This window comes from Sphingomonas aerolata, from assembly GCF_003046295.1.
Lineage (GTDB): Bacteria > Pseudomonadota > Alphaproteobacteria > Sphingomonadales > Sphingomonadaceae > Sphingomonas > Sphingomonas aerolata.
The window spans coordinates 268,808-288,657 of the sequence record NZ_PZZN01000001.1 but is presented as its reverse complement, the minus strand read 5'-3'; the positions used below and the strand labels follow the sequence as shown (position 1 = coordinate 288,657).

The window sequence follows — 19,850 nt, the reverse complement described above, 5'->3', positions numbered from 1 at the left end:
CGGGGGGGGGCGCCGCGGCACGCGGGGTTCCGCATCTGCACATTGTCTCTATGGTGGCGTCAACATCGTCCGGGAGAACCATGTGCATTTTCTACCCCTCGCAATCAGTGCAGCCGCATTGATGGCGTCAGCATCTACCATGGCGCAGACCGCGGTCGCGCCCTCCGCCAATCCGCTGCTTGCCGACTGGACCGGCCCCGCCGGCGGGGTACCGCCCTGGGACAAGGTCCGCCCCGAACTGTTCCCGCAGGCGTTCCAGACGACGCTGGCGGAGCGCACCGCCGAATATCGCAAGATCGCCGACAACCCGGCCAAGCCGACCTTCGCGAACACGATCGTGCCGATCCAGCTTGCGGGCAAGCGCTACGGGCAGGTGATGACGCTGTTCGGCGTGATGACGGGCAACATGAACACGCCCGCCTATCAGAAGCTCGACCGCGAATGGTCGCCAAAATTCTCCGCCGCGTCGGATGCGATCACGTTCGACAAGCCGTTGTTTGCGCGGATCCAGGCGGTCTACGACGCGCGCAATTCGAGCGGGCTGGACGCGCAGCAGATCCGGCTCGTGACGCGGATCTATGACAGCTATGTGCGCCAGGGCGCGAAACTGAACGATGCGCAGAAGGCGCAGCTTTCTCAGTATAACCAGCAGCTCGCGACGCAGTTCTCGACCTTTGGCGAGAAGTTGCTCGCCGACGAGAGCAAGGCGATCTCGGTCACCGACGAGGCGCAGCTGGCCGGGCTTCCCGACAGCGTGAAGGCGGTCGCCAAGGCCGCGGCGGCCGAGCGCAAGCTGCCGGGCTTCGCGATCGTCAACACGCGCAGCGCGGTCGATCCGGTGCTGACCTACGCGACCGACCGCGCCCTGCGGGAGAAGGTGTGGCGCGCGTTCGTCAATCGCGGCGGTAACGGCGATGCCAACGACACGAACGCGACGATCGCGCAGATCGTCAAGCTGCGTGCCGACCGCGCGCATCTGCTCGGTTTCAAGACGCATGCCGACTGGCGGATGCAGGACACGATGGCCAAGACGCCCGCCGCGGCGATGGACCTCATGATGCGCGTCTGGCCCGCCGCCAAGGGGCGCGTCGCCGAAGAGGTCGCCGACATGCAGAAGATCGCCGGCGCGTCGCTGACGATCGAACCCTGGGATTATCGCTTCTACCAGGAGAAGGTGCGCAAAAGCCGGTACGATCTCGACCAGGCGCAGCTCAAGCCGTATTTCGAGCTCGGCAACATCATCCAGGGATCGCTCTACGCCGCTAACCGGCTGTACGGGCTGAACTTCAAGGAGATCACCGGCACGGTGCCGGTGTTCGAGCCGAACATGCGCGTGTGGAGCGTGACGGACAAGGCCGGCAAGGATGTCGGGCTGTTCTACCGCGACGATTTCGCGCGGACGGGCAAGCGCTCGGGCGCCTGGGCGAACACCTATCGCGGGCAGCGCGGGCTGGCCCCGGCGCAGCTGGTGCTGTCGTCGAACAACAACAATTTCGCCAAGGGCGCACCTGGCGAGCCGATCCTGATCAGCCTTGACGATGCGCAGACGCTGTTCCACGAATTCGGCCATGCGATCCATGCGATGCTGCAGAACGTCCAGTATCCGGGCCTTGCAGGGACGCCGCGCGACTTCGTCGAATATCCCAGCCAGGTGAACGAGCATTGGCTGCTCACTCGCGACGTGCTCGACAAATATGCGCGGCATTACCAGACCAAGGCGGCGATGCCGCAGGACCTGCTCGACAAGATCGAGAAGTCACGGACGTTCAACCAGGGCTTTGCCACCGCGGAATATCTGTCGTCGGCGATCGTCGACATGAAGATCCACACCGTGGCCAATGGCGTGATCGACCCGGACAAGTTCGAGGCGGCGACCCTCGCCGAGATCGGCATGCCCAAGCAGCTGGTGATGCGGCACCGCGTGCCGCAGTTCCAGCATCTGTTCTCGTCCGACAGCTATTCGGCGGGCTATTACAGCTATCTCTGGTCCGAGACGATGGACGCGGACACGTTCGCCGCGTTCGAGGAGGCGGGCAGCCCCTGGGACAAGCCGACCGCGGACAAGTTCGCAAGGCTCCTGCTGTCGACGGGTAACGAGACCGATCGTGCCGAGGCGTATCGCGCCTTTCGCGGTCGCGACCCGGATGTGAACGCGTTGCTCAAGAAGCGCGGCTTTGCCCCAACCCAAGCCGCACAGGACGCGAAATAATGGCCCCCGATCAGAAAACGCGCCTGAAAGCGATCATCGGCGGATCGACCGGCAATCTCGTCGAATGGTTCGACTGGTACGTCTATTCCGCCTTCACGCTCTACTTCGCACCGCATTTCTTCCCGTCGACGGATCGCACCGCGCAGCTGCTGAGCGCGGCGGCGATCTTTGCCGTCGGCTTCCTGATGCGGCCGATCGGCGCGTGGATCATGGGGGTCTATTCGGATCGCCACGGCCGCAAGGCGGGGCTGACGGTCGCGGTCACGCTGATGTGCGCGGGGTCGCTGATCATCGCATGTACGCCGGGATACGAAACGATTGGCGTGTTCGCGCCGATCATGCTGGTGATCGCACGCCTGATGCAGGGGCTTTCGGTCGGCGGTGAATATGGCGCGTCGGCGACATATCTGACCGAGATGGCAGGCAAGGATCGCCGCGGGTTCTTCTCGTCGTTCCAGTATGTCACGCTGATCTCGGGACAGCTGCTCGCGATCTGCGTGCTGTTGGTGCTGCAGTCGACGATGAGCGAGGCGGCACTCGACTCCTGGGGCTGGCGCATTCCGTTCGCGATCGGTGCGGTCCTGGCCGTGGTCGTGTTCTACATCCGTCGCGGGCTGGCCGAGACGCAGAGCTTCGAGAATGCCAAGTCCGAGGCGGGCGACGGCAAGCCCAAGTCGGGCTTCCTCCAGCTGATCACCAAGCATCCGCGCGAGACGATGACGGTGATGCTGCTGACCGCAGGCGGTACGCTCGCCTTCTATGCCTACTCGATCTACATGCAGAAGTTCCTGGTGAACACGAGCGGTTTCAGCCGCGAAGTGGCGAGCCAGATCAATGCCGCGACGCTGTTCGTGTTCATGCTGCTGCAGCCGATCGCGGGCGGGCTGTCGGATCGGGTCGGCCGCAAGCCGCTGATGATCGCGTTCGGCATTGCAGGCGTGCTGTTCACCTATCCGATCTTCACCGCGCTCGAGACGGCGACCAACCCGGTCTATGCAGGGTTGCTCGTGATGGCGGCGCTGCTGATCGTGACGGGCTACACCTCGATCAACGCGGTCGTGAAGGCCGAGCTGTTCCCCGCGCATATCCGGGCGCTGGGCGTCGCGTTGCCCTACGCGCTCGCCAACACGCTGTTCGGCGGGACCGCCGAATATGTCGCGCTCAAGTTCAAGGATTCCGGGTTCGAGCGCGGCTTCTACTGGTATGTGACCGGGATGATTGCGGTGTCGCTGATCGTGTATCTGCGGATGAAGGATACGCGGACGAACAGCCAGATCGTCGAGGACTAGGCGAGCATTGTCCCCCTCTCCGGCGGGGAGGGGGAAGACCGGTCAGCGCGGGAGTTCGATGATCGCGTTCAGGCCGCCGCCCGTGCGGTTGACGAGGCGGATCTCGCCGCCGGCCTCGCGGATGATGGCGCGGGCGAGCGCAAGGCCCAATCCGATGCCCCCGGTCTCGCGATTGCGCGACGTTTCCAGCCGGGTGAACGCGTCGAACACGTCGCCCATGCGATCCTCGGGGATCCCGGGTCCCTGATCGGCGACGACGATCGCGACGCGGCGCGCGTCGGCCTCGACGCGGACCTCTGCCGAAACACCATATTTGACCGCATTCTCGATCAGGTTGCGCACCGCACGCCGGATCAGCGACGGGCGCAGGTGCATCCGCAGTCGGCCCGCCTCGACGAAGGTCACGTTGTTACCGATATCGCGGAAATCCTCGACCACCGCGTCGACCAGCGCCGCCAGATCGACATCGGTCGGCGGCTCGCTCGGACGGCCGAGCCGGGCGAGCGACAGGATGTCGTCGAGCGTGCGGTTCATCTCGGCGATCGTGTCCGCCATCCGCGTGCGATCGGTGTCGTCCTCGACCGATTCGATACGGACACGCAGTGCTGCCAGCGGCGTGCGCAGGTCATGGCCGATCGCACCGAGCATCCGATCCTTCTCGTCGAGCATCGCGGTGACGCGCAGCCGCAGCGCGTTGAACGCGGCGACCAGCGCGGCGACGTCGTCGGGGCCGCGAACCGACAGCGCGATGCCCGGCTCGCCCGGCCGGAACGCCTCCGCCGCGGCGCGCAGATCGCGCAACGGGCGCGACATCCGCCGGACGATCCACAGCACCGGCAGCAGCACGATGACGTACAGGATCGCGGTCTGGCTCAACAGCGCGAACAGCAGCCGCCAGCCCGGCTGCGGCCACGGCGCGGTGATCGCCAGCCACCCGCGGCCCGGCTGTTCGACCGCGATCACCAGCGTTCCGCCCTGCCGGTCGCCCTGTCGATCACCCTGCCGGTTGGTGTTGCGAAGACCCTTCCGCCGCCGGGGCTCTGCATCGTCGTCGGAAACCGGGCGCAGACCGGTATCGATCCGGCCCACCGTCAGCCCTTGGTCGGCAAGCTGGCGACGGAGTTCCGCCGCGACCTCAGGATGCCGTTGATAGGCGAAGGGGGCGAGCGGATTGGCGGTGAGGCGACGGACCCGGCCGCGGTCGGCGGTCAGCGGTCGCCCGGCATGCGCCTCGCGCTCGAGCGCGTCGGCAATCCGCGTCGCCACCGGTCGCGTCGCCTGGGCGAGACGAAATTCGGTCCGGTCGCGAAGGATGAGCCCGAAATTGATCGCCTGCGCGACGAACAGGGCGAGTGCGATCAGCAGCGCCATCTGCCCTGCCAGACTGCGCGGCCAGGGTCGGGACGCCGTCACGGGTGCGGGATCACAGACGGATGACCTCGGCCGCCAGCGTATAGCCGCCGCCCCAGACCGTCTTGATCAGTTCGGGCGTCTTGGCATCCGCCTCGATCTTGCGACGCAGCCGGCTGACCTGGTTGTCGATCGCGCGATCGAACGCGGCGGCCTCGCGCCCCTGGGTCAGATCGAGCAGCTGGTCGCGGGTCAGGACCTGACGCGGTCGCGTGACCAGCGCGAGCAGCAGGTTGTACTCGCCTGTCGACAGCGGCACCGACACGCCTTCGCGATCGACCAGCGCGCGTTCGCCCGATTTGAGCACCCAGCCGGCAAAGGCGTAGGAATTGGCTTCGGGCGCATGCTGACGTGCGCCGCCCGCGGTGGCGCGGCGCAGGACGACCTTCACCCGCGTCGCGAGTTCGCGCGGCGAGAAAGGCTTCACGACATAGTCGTCGGCGCCCATTTCCAGCCCGACGATCCGGTCGGTTTCCTCGGCGCGCGCGGTCAGCAGGATGACCGGCACGTCGCTGGTCGCGGCGATGTGGCGGCACAGGCTCAGCCCGTCCTCGCCCGGCATCATGATGTCGAGGATGACGAGGTCGATCGCATAGGCGGTCAGCCGCGTCCGCGCGGCCTCCGCGTCGCCCGCCTGCGTGACGCGAAATCCCTGCTTGGTCAGATAGGCGGCCAGCGGCTCGCGGATCGAACGCTCGTCATCGACGAGCAACAGATGCGGCATGTCTCCCATGGGGGCGACGTCTAGCATGGTGCGTGTCCAAAGGAAGCGCCGGACGATCGCAGACCGTCCGGCGCGCAGGGGCAGGGGGGCGGATTACTGATCGGTGTCGCCGCCCGGCCGGTCCATCCGGTGCCCGCGACCATGGCGCATCGCACGGCGATCCGGCCGCTCGCCCGCGTCGAGCCGTCCGTCACGATTGGCGTCCATCCGGTCGAAACGCTGCCCGGCACGGTCGATGAATTCGGCCTGCGTGAGCACGCCGTCACCGCCGCCGCGCCTGCCGCGCATCATCTGGTCCTTCTTGCCGTCCGCCATGCCTGCGGGCTCGGGCGGGAGCGTCTTGCCGCGTGCCGCCATCCGGGCCTCGCGACGATCGCGCATCGCTTCGCGTGCCGCCTGGCGTTCGGCTGCGGTCACGATGCCGTCGCCGTCGGCGTCCAATCGGGCGAACTGGGCCTCGGCCTGCGCGACGACTTCGGCGCGGGTGAGGACACCGTCGCGATCGGTGTCAGCCTGCATCATCGGCCCGCCGCGCATCCGGCCTGCGTGCCGCGGACCGGGACCGCGGGGGGCCGGTGCGGGCGCCGCCTGCGCCTGGCCGGCGATGGTCGTCTGCAGCGCGGCGCGGTTGGCGGCGCTGGTGGCGGCGGCGTCGGCGCGGTCGGCGGGGGCGGACTGTGCGCCGCATGCCGTGGCGGCAAAGCTGCTGGCTGTCAGCGCCAGCGTGAGCAGGGTCTTGCGCATCGCGTATCTCCGGTCGGACGGGGCTGATCCCCATCGAATGTCCCGGTTATGACGATCGGCTGTCGCGACGCTTTGTCAGGTGACGGATAAACTGTCGCAATCTGTATCGTGCACGTCACATTCGCGCGCGGCCGACCTGACGTGGCGGTCAGGCAAAGATCGCGACGCTCTGCATCTGTTCGGCGATCGGCAGGCCTTGCGCGTTCCAGATCGCCATTGACTGGCTCGAACTGCCGTCGCGGACATAGTCGGTCGTCGCGCGCAGCAGCCACCAGCCATCCTGCGTCACCGGCTGCGGGCCGAGAATGTTGAGCAGCCAGGTCATCGAGCTGAGCGGTGCCGGCCCGCCGAGCAGCTTGAGCGCGGAGGGTGGCAGGCAGTCCGCGACCGCGATCAGCTCGACCATCGAATCGAGCCCCTCGCGATCCGCCAGCCGGACCCAGCGCAACCATTCGGCGGGGCCGACGCTGTCGTCGCGCCGGTCGAGCAGATCGAAATTGCGCGAGAAGGCGACCGCGCTGTGGCCGCGATAGGTCGCGGTGTCGGCGTCGGGTACCGCGAAGGCGGGCGCGGTGCCGGTGTGGTGGTCGACGCGCGAGGCGATCGGCCCCATGAAGACGAAGGTGGCGCGCAGCCCGAGCCCTGCCGCGCTTTCGACGTCCGCCTGGACGAACGCGGCATTGCGGCCGCGTCTTAGCCGCGTCGCGCGGATGACGATGTCGCCTGACAGCGGCCCGATGAACGAGACTTGCGCCGACCGGAGCGGTGGCAGGTCGGTGTCCGACATTTGCGCGGCATGCAGCGCGAGCGCGGCCGAGAACCCGCCATAGGCGGTGCGCCCCTGCAGCCAATTGTCCGGCACGGTCCCGCGCCAGCCGCCCTCGGTCGGTTGCAGCGCGTCGATCGCCTGTCGGAGACTGGTCATGCCGGCGTGCCCGTCAGCCGGTCGCGCAGTTCGCGTTTGAGCACCTTGCCGATCGCGCTGCGGGGAAGTTCGCTGGTCGGATGGATGCCCGACAGGCGCTGGGTCTTGCCGAGCTGCGCGTTGGTCCATGCCAGGATATCCGCCGGGTTAGCCTCGGGCGAGCGAGGGACGATGACCGCAACCGGCGTCTCGCCCCAGCTCTCCGACGGCATGCCGATGACCGCGCAATCGGCGACGTCGGGATGCTGCCCAAGCACCGCCTCGAGGTCGGAGGGGTAGATGTTGAACCCGCCCGAGATGATCAGGTCCTTCTTGCGATCCATCAGGATCAGGAAGCCGTCCTCGTCGAACCGACCGACATCGCCGTGGCGGATATAGCGGTTGCCCTCGGCATCATGCCATTCGGCGTCGCGCGTCGCAGCGCTGCGGCCGTGATAGCCGTTCATCATTGCGGGCGAGCGGCCGACAACCTCGCCCATTTCGCCCGGCGGCACCTCGACGCCGTCGTCGTCGATCAGGCGGATCTCGTGCCCCGGCATCGGCTGACCCACGCTATGCAGCTTGGTCGGATGCGCGGTCGCGTTGAGCGCGCAGCTCGCTCCGCCTTCGGTCATGCCGTAAAACTCGACGAGCAGCCCCGGCCAGCGCGCGACCACGTCGGCCTTCAGCGCGGCGGAGAAGGGCGCGCTGGTACTCGTCTTGAAACGGAAGGCCGACAGGTCGAACGCGTCGAAATCGGGGAGCGCCATGATCCGCTGATACTGGACGGGGACGAGCATCGTGTGCGTCGCGCGGTAGCGCTCGGCGAGCGTCAGATAGCCGCGCGCGTCGAACTTGCCCATCAGCACGACGCTGCCGCCCCAGCCGAGCGTGGGCAGGACGCTGACGAGCGTGGTGTTCGAATAGAGCGGCGTCGCGATCATCGTGACCGCGGTGTCGAACCCTGCGGCGCTGTTGCGCGCGATATGTGCCCAGCGCATCGCATGGCTCTGGACGATCCCCTTGGGGGTGCCGGTCGTGCCCGACGAGTAGATGATGTTGAACGCATCGCCAGGCGCGATCGCCACGGGCGTGGGGCGTGCGCCATCGGGCGCGAGCCAGTGCTCCAACAGCTCGGCGTCGCCGGACGGCCCCTCGGGCGGCAGGTCGGCGTCCGACAGGAGCAGGATCCGCGCGGTGACGCGTTCGTCCGCCAGAGCCTGCGCCATGGGCTCGTCGAGAACGACGATCGGCGCGCCGCTGTCCGCGATCATCGCCGCGATCGCCGAGGGAATCGCCGACGGCGCGATTGGCGTCGCGACACAGCCGGCCCGTACCGCGCCAAGGAAAACAGAAAGATAGCTGGTCGACGGCGCGGCGACGATCGCGATCGCCTGTCCCGCGGCGATGCCGTCGCGTTGCAGCGCCGCCGCAACGCGGTCCATCGTCCGGTCGAGCGTCGCATAGTCGATGCTGCCCTGCGGATCCGCGATGGCGGTCGATGATCCGCGTTCGCGGGCGTGTGCGCGGATCAGATCCGGCAGGGTCGCGAAGCCGGTAGCGAGCAAATCGGAGGCGATCGTCATATCCGCGTGGCTAGGCGAAGTGCGCATCGAATGCCATACGCGATATTCGAAAAGGCGACTCGCAAAAGGATCAGCCGATGTTGTTCTATGACAGTGCCTCGCCGGCGCCCAACCCGCGCCGCGTCCGGATCTTCCTCGCCGAAAAGCAGGTGCGCATCCCAATGGTGCAGGTGTCGATACCCAAGGCGGAGCACAAGGCGGCGCCGTTCCTCGCGGTGAACCCCTATGGCCAGACGCCTGCGCTGGCGTTCGACGATGGTCGTGTGCTGACCGAGAGCGTCGCGATCTGTCGATATTTCGAGGCGCTGCATCCGGAGCCGCCGCTGTTCGGGCACGGCGCGCACAATATCGCCGAGGTGGACATGTGGACGCGGCGGGTCGAACTGCGGCTGATGACACCGCTGTCGCTGGTGTGGCAGCATACGCATCCCTGGACGGCGCGGATCGTGAAGCCGCAATATACCGAATTCGGCGAAACCCAGCGGCCGCGTGTCCGGGCGGCCATGGCCGAGTTCGACGCTGCGCTGGCGGACACCGAATGGCTCGACGGGGTGCGCTATACCATCGCCGACATCGTCCTGCTGACGACGATCGATTTTGCCGCGTTCGTCGGCATTCCCATCCCGGACGAGCTGGAGCATCTCAGGGCCTGGCACGATCGTGCGTCGGGCCGCCCGAGCGCACAGGCCTAGCGCCGCTGGCGTCCCGGGTCCTGGCCCCGGCCTCGTGCTCCGGACCGGCCGGACGTGGTCGGAGGGCGCTCCGGCAGCGATCCCCGACTTTAGTCCGGCATCGGCGAGGGCACCCGAACTTCCCTTTGCATCCCCCGGCGAATCATGCCAATAGCTGCCCATACCTGATGTTCAGTTTCGGAAAGAGACGGACTTAGGGTGGTTGAGCCTCGCAGCACTCTCGCAGTGCTCGGCATCACCAGGCAGGCAGTCCAACAGGTCGCCGCCTTGACGAGTTTGGAGAGGGGATAAGGCGGAAGGACGGCAAGGCCGTACCTTCCGCCGTCCTTCCTGAAACCCCAGCATCAGCGAGCATTGTGCGGCCCGGCCTGACGCCGCGTGCGCTGCCCCGTTTTGCGTCATTAACTGGCGTGGCCTCATTGCGGCGCTTGAAGGCCGGCGGCGGCTGGTATCCTTAGGGTCGGACCGCTGCGGCAAAGCCCCTCTCCCCGGGACTACATTATCGCAAGATCGAAAATTGGTTCTGGCCGATCCGGAACTGGCGAAAGCCGTCTACATGACAGTATTGGCAGGGATTAGTAGCAATATGCTACGATTTTCCCGCTTGACGCGTAAGGCGTAGAAGAATCTATTCGATGATGCGGTACGGGCCAAAGTGCTTCGGCCGAACAGGGGAGAGTGATGTGGCCAAGCAGCGCTATTTCGTCGCGTCCGCGTTTTTCGTACTTGCATGGGCCCTTGCCGTTCCGGCGGCAGCGCAAATCGGGGGTGATCCACAACCATTGGGAACGACGGGAGCGGGGCAGGTCACAGCGAACCCCGCGCAGGCCGCCGCCGCCCAGTCAGAGAATGCCGACATCATCGTCACCGGCTCGCTGATCCGCGGGTCGTCCGAGGATGCCGCCGCACCCGTCGACGTGATTTCGGGCGATGAACTTGCGAAGCAGGGTGCGCCGACCGCGGTCGAGCTGCTCAAGAACCTGCCGACCTCGAACGGCGTGACCGGCGACGCGAACCAGTTCGACAGCCGCAGCCAGGGCAATGAAGGCGTCGCGTCGGTCAATCTGCGCGGGCTGGGGCCACAACGTACGCTGGTGCTGCTCAACGGCAAGCGGCTGGTGCCGGTCGGGGGCGGTATTCCGATCGTCGACATCAACCTGATTCCGTCGGCCGCGATCGGCCGTGTCGAGGTGCTCAAGGACGGCGCCGCCGCCACCTATGGCTCGGACGCGATCGCGGGCGTGGTCAATTTCATCACACGGACCGACCAGCAGGGTTTCCTGGTGTCGGGCGACTATCGCTATATCGACGGGTCGAAGGGCGATTACGGCACGGCCATGAGCTATGGCCACAGCGGCAACGGCGTGCGGATGCTGGCGTCGTTCGGCTATCAGCACCGGTCCGAGCTGCGTACCACCGATCGAGATTTTACGATCCAGCCCTACGCCAACAATCCCCAGGGCGGGTGGACCGGCGGCGGCAATCCCGGCAACCTCGATTTCAACGCGACCGTTCCGTTCCTCGACCCGGTCAGCGGGCGTCTGTTCACCGGCTATGGCGCGAACGGCGCGTCGAACGGGGTGAACTTCGTTCGCGATCTGGGGTGTGAATCGCTCGGCGGATTCCGCAGCGTCGCGGGCTCGACGACACCGACGCCGACCGCGGTCGGGACGATCGCGGTGCCGACAGATCGATGCTTCAACAATTACGGCCAGTTCGGCAATCTGGTCGAGCCGGAGGACCGGTATCAGGCCTATGCCGAGGTCGCAATCGACCTCACCAGTTCGCTGCAGTTCACCGCGACCGCGCTCTATGGAGCGACCTCGACGCGGATCACGACGTCGCCGACCTATCTGCCGACGCTGCCGCCATCGGCGAATGCGGCGGGCGGCGGTGCGGGCTTCTTCCAGGTGCCGACCTATGCGCCGGCACTACGCGATTATTGCCAGGTCTATGGTGCGGCGGCGGGCTGCCTGACCGCGAACGGCACGCCGCTCGCACCCGCGCTCGCCTTCCCCGTGCTCTTCCGTCCGGCACTGCTCGGTGGCAATCCGGTCATGCGGGGCGGGGACAATGACCGTGGATCGGCATTCTCCAAGCGCCAGTCCGAGGAAATGCGTTTTACCGCGGACCTGTCGTGGGAGGTCACCGATCGGATCAACCTGACCGCGAGCGGGACCTATTCGCAATATGTCCGCGAGAATGAGGGGACCGACACGTTCGGCGATCTTCTCCAGAACGCGATCGCGGGCTTTGGTGGCCCCAATTGCGCCTATGCGACCACCGCGTCGCGCGCCGGGCTGACCGCTGCGCAGATCGCTTCGCTTGCCGGAACGAACGGCTGCACCTTCTTCAACCCGTTCTCGACCGCAGTGGCGGCCAACCCGGTCACGGGCCAAGTGAACCCCAATTACGCCGGGTCGCGCGGCACCAACGGGCTCAGCACCGCGCCCGGTGCGGGGCTGGTCAACGACATTGCGACGGTCGACAATTTCTTCCGGACGACGCGCACCGTCTACAACACGCAATTGTTCGTCGGCGACCTCGTGCTCGGTGGGCGGACCGGGCTGCGACTGCCCGGTGGCGATGTCGGTTTCGCGATCGGCGGCCAGTATCGGCGCAATTATTATGCCGTGAACTATAATGCCGACAGCAATCTGGCGGTGAATCCCTGCCCGGGGACGCCGCTCAATCCGCGTGCGACCTGTACGCCGCAGACGGGTGCGCTGGGTTTTCTCGGCACCAATCGGAACGCGTCCTCGGTCGGTGACGTGAAGGCGCTGTTCGCCGAGCTGCAATTGCCGATCCTCGAGGCGATCAACGCCCAGCTGTCCGCGCGGTACGAGGATTATGGCGGCAATGTCGGGTCGACCTTCAATCCGCAGGGGCGGTTGCGCATCCAGGTGGCGCCGTGGCTCGCGCTGCGCGGCGGGGCCGGAACGACGTTCCGTGGACCGCCCGCGCAGCAGCTCGAAGGCAATCTGACCGCGCTGCAGATCATCGGCACCTCGTTCCGCGCGGTCGACATCAACGGCAATCCGGATCTCGAGCCTGAAAAGGCGACGACCTATAGCGGCGGCGTGATCCTCGACGCGGGCGGGTTCAATGCGAGCGTCGACTATTTCCGGTACGACCTGAAGGGGCCGATCGAGCAGGAGCCGACACAGGGCATCGTCAACGCATTGTTCGGTGCGAGCGGCGCGGCGAATTGCGGCAATGCCGCCTTTGCCGCTCTCCAGCAGCGCTTCACCTTCACCGGTGCGGGCTGCGGCGTCGGCAATGTCCAGCGGTTGCGCACCGTCTATGTCAACAGCGCCAATGTCACGACCTCCGGTCTCGACGTCCAGGCAAGCTTTCGCGGCGAACTCGGGCTGGCGACCGTCACCGTGGGCGCGACCGGCACCTATGTCATCGACTACAAGACCAAGGACGTGACGGTGGAAGGGATCGTCGTGCAGCCCGCATTCGACGGTGTCGGCCTGCTCAACTACCAGACGACGGCCTATCCGGTGCCCGAGATCAAGGGCAACTGGTATGTGCAGGGTGATTACGACGTCGCCAGCCTGCGGGTGCAGTTCAACTATATCGATGGCTATACCGATCAGCGCGGCGCGGCGATCTTCGGGCCGAACTTCGGTGCGCTGGCGGGTGGATCAGTGACGGGCGGCAAGGAGATCGGCGCGTTCAAGACGATGGATGCCACGCTGAGGATCGCGTTGCCGACCGGATCGACGGTGTCGCTGTCCGCGCTCAACATCTTCGACCGCGCACCGCCCTTCGCGCGGCTGGACCAGAATTACGATCCGTTCACCGCCTCGCCGCTCGGCTTCACCGCAAAACTCGGTTTGTCGCAAAAATTCTGATTGCTCTCGGCGCTGGCCTTGCTTTCCATGATTGGGTACGGTCCCAACAGGGTCGCAAGGCCAGCAACGATACGAGAGGATGACCATGGCGACAGCGTTGAAGACGCATTCCGACATCGCCGATTCCCTGGCCATGAAGCGCCGCGGCCTGACGCTCACCCTGCTCACGCTCACCTATTTCTTCAGCTATATGGATCGGCAGATCCTCGCGATCCTGCTCGAACGGATCAAGACGGACCTGGTGCTGACCGACACGCAGCTCGGGCTGCTCTCGGGACTGGTGTTCGCGATCTTCTACGCCACGCTCGGCATCCCGGTCGCGCGACTGGCCGACCGGACAAGCCGCCGCAACATCATCGCGGTGAGCCTGACGATCTGGAGCGCGATGACCGCGATGTGTGGTCTGGCGCAAAACTTCACCCAACTCATGCTGTTGCGCATCGGCGTCGGGATCGGCGAGGCCGGGTCCAGCCCGCCCAGCCATTCGATCATCGCCGATCTCTATCCCCCCGAAAAGCGCGCGGGTGCGATGGCGGTCTATTCGCTCGGCGTGGTGCTGGGGGCGGGGTTCGGGACGCTGATCGGTGGCGTCGTCGCACACAGCTATGGCTGGCGGGTGGCGATGATGACCGTCGGGCTGCCCGGTATCGCGCTGGCGGTGCTCGTCCGGCTGTTCATGGTCGAACCGCGTCGCGGCCTTTCGGACGCCGGTCCGGTCGCTGCGCCAGCGCCGATGCCGAGCGTCGCGCAGGGCTTTGCCTCGATGTGGGCGAGCGCGCCCGCGCGGCATCTCGTCGTCGGCGTGACCCTGACCTCGATGATCGGGTACGCGCTGACGGGGTGGGGGCCGAGCTTCATGCAGCGATCGCTGGGTATCTCGATGCTCGACGTATCGCGCTATATCGCGCTGCCGGGTGCCCTGTTCGGGGCAATCTCGGCGCTCGCCGGCGGCAAGATCGCCGATGTCCTCGCCAAGCGCCACGGCCTTCACGTGCAGAGCTGGGTCGTGCTCGTCATGAAGGGGCTTTCGCTGCCCTTCGCGCTGGCCTTCTACCTGATCGACGTGCCGGCAATCGCGATCGGCAGCTATTTCATCTACCTGATCTTCGCCAACTCCTATCTGGGGCCGAGCTTCGCGCTGATCCAGCATCTCGCACCGCTGAAGACCCGTGCGATGTGGGCGGCGATCACGCTGCTGGTCATCAACCTGGTCGGCCTTGGCCTCGGCCCGACGATGGTCGGGTGGCTGAGCGACCTGTTGAAGCCGACCTTTGGCGAGGAATCACTACGCTATGCGCTGGTCATCATCGTGATGATGACGCCCTGGGCGCTCTATCATTATTGGCGTGCGGGCGTGCTGCTCAAGCGCGCCGAGGATCAGGCCGCGCTCGCGGCGGCGTGAGGCGTGGGGGGGCGGGGACCGGCGCGGCAGTCAGCCTGTGCCGGTCCCCGCCGATCCTCTGCCGATCAATCGTCGAACAGGCCGTACATCAGCGTCGAGGCATACATCGCCACGGCGCGCTCGCGCGGCATGGTCGACGCCCATTTGCGCATGTCGAAGGCGGCATTCTGGACCGCCATCAGCGCCTGCGCGGCGATCAGCGCATCGACCGCGCGGATCGAGCCTTCGCCGATCCCGTCCATCATCATCCCCGCATAGCGCCGCGCGATCCCGTTCGAGCGCTCGACCATCGCGTCGCGGACGCTTGGCGGCAGGCCGCTGAGCGCGGTCGTGCGAAGCAGCGGACCGCGCTCGGCGAACTGGACGTCGAGCAGCGTCGCGACGGTGCTCGACAGCTTGTGCCAATAGCTACCGCCCTCGGCCTCACCGCGGCCCTGCGCATCGGCGATCGTATCGAAGCTGCGGCGATAGCAGGCGATGACCAGATCGTCCTTCGCATCGAGATGGTGGTAGAAGCTGCCCTTGGTCACGTTGAGTTCGGACGCGATCTTCTGCACCGATGCGCCGCGATAGCCGAGTTCGTTGATAAGCCGCGTCGCCGCCAGCAGGAACGCCTCGCGCCCCGGCTCGGCATCGTCATGGCTGAGATCGAGCAGCGTCGGCGCCCAGCGCGCGCCCGGCCCGGCGATGCCGTGCGCGAACACGTCCATCAACCGCGCCTCGACACGGGCATATTGGTCCGGCTCGTACCGCGTCAGCCAGATCGGCAACCAGAAGGTATTTTCGAGCAGGACGTGCGCGCGCGCGCTCTGAATGTCGGTCTGTGCGCGGCCGGTCGACGGGCCCCAGAGGAGGCGGGTGCGGCGGAAAACCTCGCGCCAGCCGTTCATCAGCCGGCTGCGGATCGGATCTTCGGTGGCGCGCAGATCGGACAGGACCGCGAACGCCTTTTCCTCGCCGCGGTGGATCCGGCCGAGCCGCGCCATGTTGAGCGCAAGATAGCGGGCGACGCGCGCCTGCGGGGTCGCCTCGACCATCGCCTCGTCGAGCATCCGCAGCAGATAATCGAGCGTGTTCTCGAACGCGGCGGCGGCAAGGTCTTCCTTGCGCTTGAAGTAATAGGTAACGCTCGTCGTGTTGAGCCCGACCCGCCGCGCAACGTCCGCGAAGGTCATGCCCTTGGCGCTTTGCTCGTTGATCGCCTCTGCGGCTGCGGCGAGGATGGCGTCACGCTTGGCACGGAAGCGCTTCGTGCCCTGTTCGCCGTCTTCGATCGCCTCTGCCGGAACCTTCATCAAAATACCCTAACAGCTTCGATTTGAAGTTACAGTGCTTTTTAGGCGCTTTCGTGGCCGAGCGGAAAACCGGCTTTCGGCGCGCTCCGGGATGCTTTACCGAATACGCGGTATGGTCTAATCGACCGCCAGACCGTGGACCGATGGAGAGCCCGCATGGATTTCAGCTTCAGCGACCGAGAGACCTATTTCCGAGATCGCGTGCGCGACTTCATCGATCAGAATATCCGCCCGCGTCAGGCCGATTACGACGCGCAGGCCCACCATGGCGAGCGCTGGAAGGTGATTCCGGTGATCGAGGAGATGAAGGAAAAGGCCAAGGCCGCGGGGCTGTGGAATTTCTTCATGCCCCCCCATTCCGGGCAAACTCACGTCGATGACAGCTTCGTGTTCGAGGGAACGCAGCTGACCAATCTTGAATATGCGTTATGCGCCGAGGAGATGGGCAAGGTCAGCTGGGCGAGCGAATGTTTCAACTGCTCGGCGCCCGATACAGGCAATATGGAGGTATTCCATCGCTATGGAACCCGCGAGCAGAAGGAGGCGTGGCTCGGCCCGCTGATGCGCGGCGAGGTCCGGTCCGCCTTTTTGATGACCGAGCCTGCGGTGGCGTCATCGGACGCGACCAATATCGAGACGTCGATGGTCCGCGACGGCGATCATTATGTGATCAACGGGACGAAATGGTGGTCGTCGGGGGTCGGCGATCCGCGCTGCAAGATCGCGATCGTCATGGGCAAGACGAGCTTCGAGGGATCGCGGCATCAGCAGCAGAGCCAGATCCTGGTGCCGATGGACACGCCCGGCGTGACGATCAAGCGGATGCTGTCCGTCTATGGCTATGACCACGCGCCGCACGGGCATGGCGAGGTCGTGCTCGAGAATGTCCGCGTGCCGGTCGAGAACGTGCTGCTGGGCGAAGGACGCGGGTTCGAGATCGCGCAGGGGCGGCTCGGGCCGGGCCGCATCCACCATTGCATGCGGACGATCGGCGTCGCGGAGACCGCGATCGAGGCGATGGCGAAGCGGCTGCTGAGTCGCGTCGCGTTCGGCAAGCGGATCGCCGACTTCTCGGTCTGGGAGGAGCGGATCGCGACCGCGCGGATCGATATCGAGATGACACGGCTGCTCTGCCTCAAGGCCGCGGACATGATGGACAAGGCCGGCAACAAATCCGCACAGATCGAGATCTCGATGATCAAGGTCGCTGCGCCGAACATGGCGCTGAGGATCCTCGACGATGCGATTCAGGCACATGGTGGTGGTGGCGTGTCGGACGACTTCCGGCTCGCGCACGACTGGGCGGCAATGCGGACGCTGCGCTTCGCCGATGGTCCCGACGAGGTCCACAACCGGTCGATCGCGCGCAACGAATTCGGCAAATACGGGGACTTTCGCAAAGGCGGCGTGTCGAGCGGGGATGTCGGGGTGAGCCGCTGACCCTGTCCCGTTCGTCCTGAGCGCAGTCGAAGGACATGCCCCGAACGAGTCAGTCCTTCGACTTCGCTCGGGACGAACGGCATTTTTGATTGCGCGCCCGCCAAATCTGGAGCCAGACCACCCATGAAAGCCGCAGTCCTTTTTGAAGCCAATACGCCGCTCAGCATCGAGGACGTCACCGTCTCGAAGCCGGGTCCGCGTGAGGTGTTGATCCGTACCGTCGCGGTCGGGGTGTGTCGCTCCGACCTGCACTTCGTCGACGGCGCCTATCCGCATGCGATGCCGACCATTCCGGGGCACGAGGCGTGCGGCGTGGTCGAGGCGGTCGGTGACGAGGTCGCCATGGTCAAGGTGGGCGACCATGTCGTCACCTGCCTCTCGGCGTTTTGCGGCCACTGTGAGTTCTGCGTGACCGGTCGCATGGCGCTCTGCGTCGACAGCTCGGTGCGGCGTCCGAAGGGCGCGCCGCCGCGGCTGATGCTGGGTGACCGGCCGATCGCGCAGATGCTCAACCTGAGCGCCTATGCCGAGATGATGCTGGTGCACGAACATGCCTGTGTCGCGATCGACCGCGACATGCCGATGGACCGTGCGGCGCTGCTCGGCTGCGCGATCACGACCGGGGCGGGCGCGGTGTTCAACACGACCGACGTGACGCCGGGCGAGACGGTGTGCGTGGTCGGGTGCGGCGGGATTGGGCTGGCGGCAGTGAACGCGGCGAAGATCGCGGGCGCGGGCAAGATCATCGCCCTCGATCCGGTGCCGGAGAAGCGCGCGATGGCGGAGAAGCTTGGCGCCACGCACAGCTTCGACGCGCTGTCCGAGACCGCCGCGGACGAGGTCGTCGCGCTGACGAAGGGCGGCGTCCACCATGCGATCGAGGCGGTCGGCCGGACGCAGTCGGCGGCGACCGCGGTCAAGGTGCTGCGGCGCGGCGGGACAGCGACGATCCTGGGGATGATGCCGCTGGGCGAGAAGGTCGGGCTGTCGGCGATGGACCTGTTGTCGGGCAAGCGGCTGCAGGGCGGGTTCATGGGGTCGAACCGGTTCCCGGTCGACATCCCGCGGCTCGTCGACTTCTACATGCGCGGGCTGCTCGATCTCGACACGATCATCGCGGACCGGATGCCGCTCGAACGGATCAACGATGCGTTCGACGAATTGCGCCGCGGCGACACGACGCGCAGCGTGATCACCTTCGCATGAGCAGCGACGCAGCCAGCACGATGGTCGGTACGATCCCGGTCGGCGAGCGGGACCGGCTCGATCTCGACCGTTTGACGGCATGGATGACGGAGTCGGTCGAAGGCTTTGCCGGGCCGCTGCGCTACGCCAAATTTGCCGGCGGCCAGTCGAATCCGACCTATCGGCTCGACACACCGGCGCGCGCCTATGTCCTGCGCCGCAAGCCGTTCGGGCCGATCCTGCCCTCGGCGCATGCGGTCGAGCGCGAATATGCGGTGATCGCCGGGCTTCATCCGACAGGCTTTCCGGTGCCCCGGCCGTACGGGCTATGCGAGGATCCCGACGTCATCGGCGCGCCATTCTATGTGATGGAAATGGTCGAGGGTCGGACGATCTGGGACGGCGCGATGCCGGGTGCGACGCCCGCCGAGCGCCGCGCGCATTATGACGCGATGATCGACGCGCTCGCCGCGCTTCACAACACCGATTATGCGGCGGCGGGGCTCGCATCCTATGGCAAGCCCGGCAATTATTTCGAGCGGCAGGTGGGGCGCTGGACCAAGCAATATCGCGCGGCGGAGACGGAGCGGATGGAGTCGGTCGAGCGGCTGATCGACTGGTTGCCACGGACCTTGCCCGACCAGACGCGGACGTCGATCGTCCACGGCGACTATCGTATCGACAACATGATCTTCGCCCATGCGACGGACGGCGCGGGCGCGAAGGTCATCGCGGTGCTCGACTGGGAGCTGTCGACGCTCGGCGATCCGCTTGCCGATTTTTCCTACATGCTGATGAGCTGGGTGACCGAGCCCGAAGGCCGGTCGGGGGTGCTCGGCCTGACCGGTCCGGAGACCGGGATTCCGACGATCGAGCAGGTCGTCGCGCGCTATTGCGCTGCGACCGGGCGGGACGGCGTCCCCGATCTGAACTGGTATTTCGCCTATAACCTCTTCCGGCTCACCGGGATCGTCCAGGGGATCAAGAAGCGGATCATCGACGGCACCGCGTCGAGCGCGCAGGCCGAGGCGACGGTCGCCAAGGTGCACGCGCTGGCGGATGCGGCATGGGGCTTTGCGGTGAAGGCGGGCGCATGACGCACGTCCC

General features: G+C 66.3%; 14 protein-coding genes. 8 read left to right on the top strand and 6 right to left on the bottom strand.

The genetic code is table 11. The annotated features are described in order from the left end of the window. Positions 1–139 precede the first annotated feature (139 nt). Positions 140–2,209, top strand: coding sequence for a M3 family metallopeptidase (locus C8J24_RS01435; protein WP_244180330.1), 2,070 nt, complete (start codon positions 140–142; stop codon positions 2,207–2,209). Further along, positions 2,209–3,498 (top strand): MFS transporter, encoded by a 1,290-nt coding sequence (locus tag C8J24_RS01430; RefSeq protein ID WP_031395035.1) that lies wholly within the window; start codon positions 2,209–2,211, stop codon positions 3,496–3,498. The genes C8J24_RS01435 and C8J24_RS01430 overlap by 1 nt, the downstream gene beginning before the upstream one ends. A gap of 42 nt (positions 3,499–3,540) precedes the next feature. On the opposite strand, the gene C8J24_RS01425 is transcribed toward C8J24_RS01430, so the two are convergent. The 5 genes from C8J24_RS01425 to C8J24_RS01405 all read right to left on the bottom strand — a co-directional run bounded on the left by C8J24_RS01425 (position 3,541) and on the right by C8J24_RS01405 (position 8,866). Further along, positions 3,541–4,869, bottom strand: coding sequence for a sensor histidine kinase (locus C8J24_RS01425; protein WP_107929777.1), 1,329 nt, complete (start codon positions 4,867–4,869; stop codon positions 3,541–3,543). Positions 4,870–4,921: 52 nt separating this feature from the next. Continuing rightward, positions 4,922–5,641 carry a response regulator gene (locus C8J24_RS01420; protein ID WP_031395033.1) on the bottom strand — a complete coding sequence of 240 codons (720 nt, stop codon included), beginning with the start codon at positions 5,639–5,641 and terminating at the stop codon, positions 4,922–4,924. A gap of 84 nt (positions 5,642–5,725) precedes the next feature. Continuing rightward, entirely contained in the window at positions 5,726–6,376 is a 651-nt protein-coding gene (locus C8J24_RS01415) for an EF-hand domain-containing protein (protein WP_146163610.1), read from the bottom strand. A gap of 148 nt (positions 6,377–6,524) precedes the next feature. Beyond that, positions 6,525–7,301 carry a thioesterase family protein gene (locus C8J24_RS01410; protein ID WP_107929774.1) on the bottom strand — a complete coding sequence of 259 codons (777 nt, stop codon included), beginning with the start codon at positions 7,299–7,301 and terminating at the stop codon, positions 6,525–6,527. Then, a complete protein-coding gene (locus C8J24_RS01405; protein ID WP_107929772.1) occupies positions 7,298–8,866 on the bottom strand; it encodes a class I adenylate-forming enzyme family protein in 1,569 nt (522 codons plus the stop codon). Before C8J24_RS01405 ends, C8J24_RS01410 begins: the two co-directional genes overlap by 4 nt. A gap of 77 nt (positions 8,867–8,943) precedes the next feature. Here C8J24_RS01405 and C8J24_RS01400 point away from each other — a divergent pair, with 77 nt between their 5' ends. From C8J24_RS01400 to C8J24_RS01390, 3 genes are all read left to right on the top strand, one after another. Continuing rightward, positions 8,944–9,558 (top strand): glutathione S-transferase family protein, encoded by a 615-nt coding sequence (locus C8J24_RS01400; protein ID WP_107929769.1) that lies wholly within the window; start codon positions 8,944–8,946, stop codon positions 9,556–9,558. A gap of 683 nt (positions 9,559–10,241) precedes the next feature. Continuing rightward, a complete protein-coding gene (locus C8J24_RS01395; RefSeq protein ID WP_167396667.1) occupies positions 10,242–13,421 on the top strand; it encodes a TonB-dependent receptor domain-containing protein in 3,180 nt (1,059 codons plus the stop codon). Between the two features lie 79 nt (positions 13,422–13,500). After that, complete coding sequence (locus tag C8J24_RS01390; protein WP_244180328.1) at positions 13,501–14,823, top strand: spinster family MFS transporter; 1,323 nt, start codon at positions 13,501–13,503, stop codon at positions 14,821–14,823. A gap of 65 nt (positions 14,824–14,888) precedes the next feature. Here C8J24_RS01390 and C8J24_RS01385 read toward each other — a convergent pair whose 3' ends face one another. Then, positions 14,889–16,118, bottom strand: a complete 1,230-nt coding sequence (locus C8J24_RS01385) for a TetR/AcrR family transcriptional regulator (protein ID WP_056674755.1) — start codon at positions 16,116–16,118, stop codon at positions 14,889–14,891. A 156-nt stretch (positions 16,119–16,274) separates the two neighbouring features. Between C8J24_RS01385 and C8J24_RS01380 the strand changes: the two genes are divergently transcribed. The 3 genes from C8J24_RS01380 to C8J24_RS01370 all read left to right on the top strand — a co-directional run bounded on the left by C8J24_RS01380 (position 16,275) and on the right by C8J24_RS01370 (position 19,840). Beyond that, the gene (locus C8J24_RS01380; RefSeq protein ID WP_031394444.1) at positions 16,275–17,558 is read left to right on the top strand and encodes an acyl-CoA dehydrogenase family protein; all 1,284 of its coding nucleotides are present in this window, start codon (positions 16,275–16,277) and stop codon (positions 17,556–17,558) included. A gap of 123 nt (positions 17,559–17,681) precedes the next feature. Next, positions 17,682–18,764, top strand: coding sequence for a Zn-dependent alcohol dehydrogenase (locus C8J24_RS01375; protein WP_107929763.1), 1,083 nt, complete (start codon positions 17,682–17,684; stop codon positions 18,762–18,764). Continuing rightward, positions 18,761–19,840, top strand: coding sequence for a phosphotransferase family protein (locus C8J24_RS01370; protein ID WP_052148887.1), 1,080 nt, complete (start codon positions 18,761–18,763; stop codon positions 19,838–19,840). The genes C8J24_RS01375 and C8J24_RS01370 overlap by 4 nt, the downstream gene beginning before the upstream one ends. The last annotated feature ends 10 nt before the right edge of the window (positions 19,841–19,850 follow it).

Excerpts from the sequence above, each read along its gene's own strand:
- C8J24_RS01435 (WP_244180330.1), top strand. The coding sequence starts at position 140 with ATGGCGCAGACCGCGGTCGCGCCCTCCGCCAATCCGCTGCTTGCCGAC.
- C8J24_RS01430 (WP_031395035.1), top strand. The coding sequence starts at position 2,209 with ATGGCCCCCGATCAGAAAACGCGCCTGAAAGCGATCATCGGCGGATCG.
- C8J24_RS01425 (WP_107929777.1), bottom strand. The coding sequence starts at position 4,869 with ATGGCGCTGCTGATCGCACTCGCCCTGTTCGTCGCGCAGGCGATCAAT.
- C8J24_RS01420 (WP_031395033.1), bottom strand. The coding sequence starts at position 5,641 with ATGGGAGACATGCCGCATCTGTTGCTCGTCGATGACGAGCGTTCGATC.
- C8J24_RS01415 (WP_146163610.1), bottom strand. The coding sequence starts at position 6,376 with ATGCGCAAGACCCTGCTCACGCTGGCGCTGACAGCCAGCAGCTTTGCC.
- C8J24_RS01410 (WP_107929774.1), bottom strand. The coding sequence starts at position 7,301 with ATGACCAGTCTCCGACAGGCGATCGACGCGCTGCAACCGACCGAGGGC.
- C8J24_RS01405 (WP_107929772.1), bottom strand. The coding sequence starts at position 8,866 with ATGACGATCGCCTCCGATTTGCTCGCTACCGGCTTCGCGACCCTGCCG.
- C8J24_RS01400 (WP_107929769.1), top strand. The coding sequence starts at position 8,944 with ATGTTGTTCTATGACAGTGCCTCGCCGGCGCCCAACCCGCGCCGCGTC.
- C8J24_RS01390 (WP_244180328.1), top strand. The coding sequence starts at position 13,501 with ATGACCATGGCGACAGCGTTGAAGACGCATTCCGACATCGCCGATTCC.
- C8J24_RS01385 (WP_056674755.1), bottom strand. The coding sequence starts at position 16,118 with ATGAAGGTTCCGGCAGAGGCGATCGAAGACGGCGAACAGGGCACGAAG.
- C8J24_RS01380 (WP_031394444.1), top strand. The coding sequence starts at position 16,275 with ATGGATTTCAGCTTCAGCGACCGAGAGACCTATTTCCGAGATCGCGTG.
- C8J24_RS01375 (WP_107929763.1), top strand. The coding sequence starts at position 17,682 with ATGAAAGCCGCAGTCCTTTTTGAAGCCAATACGCCGCTCAGCATCGAG.
- C8J24_RS01370 (WP_052148887.1), top strand. The coding sequence starts at position 18,761 with ATGAGCAGCGACGCAGCCAGCACGATGGTCGGTACGATCCCGGTCGGC.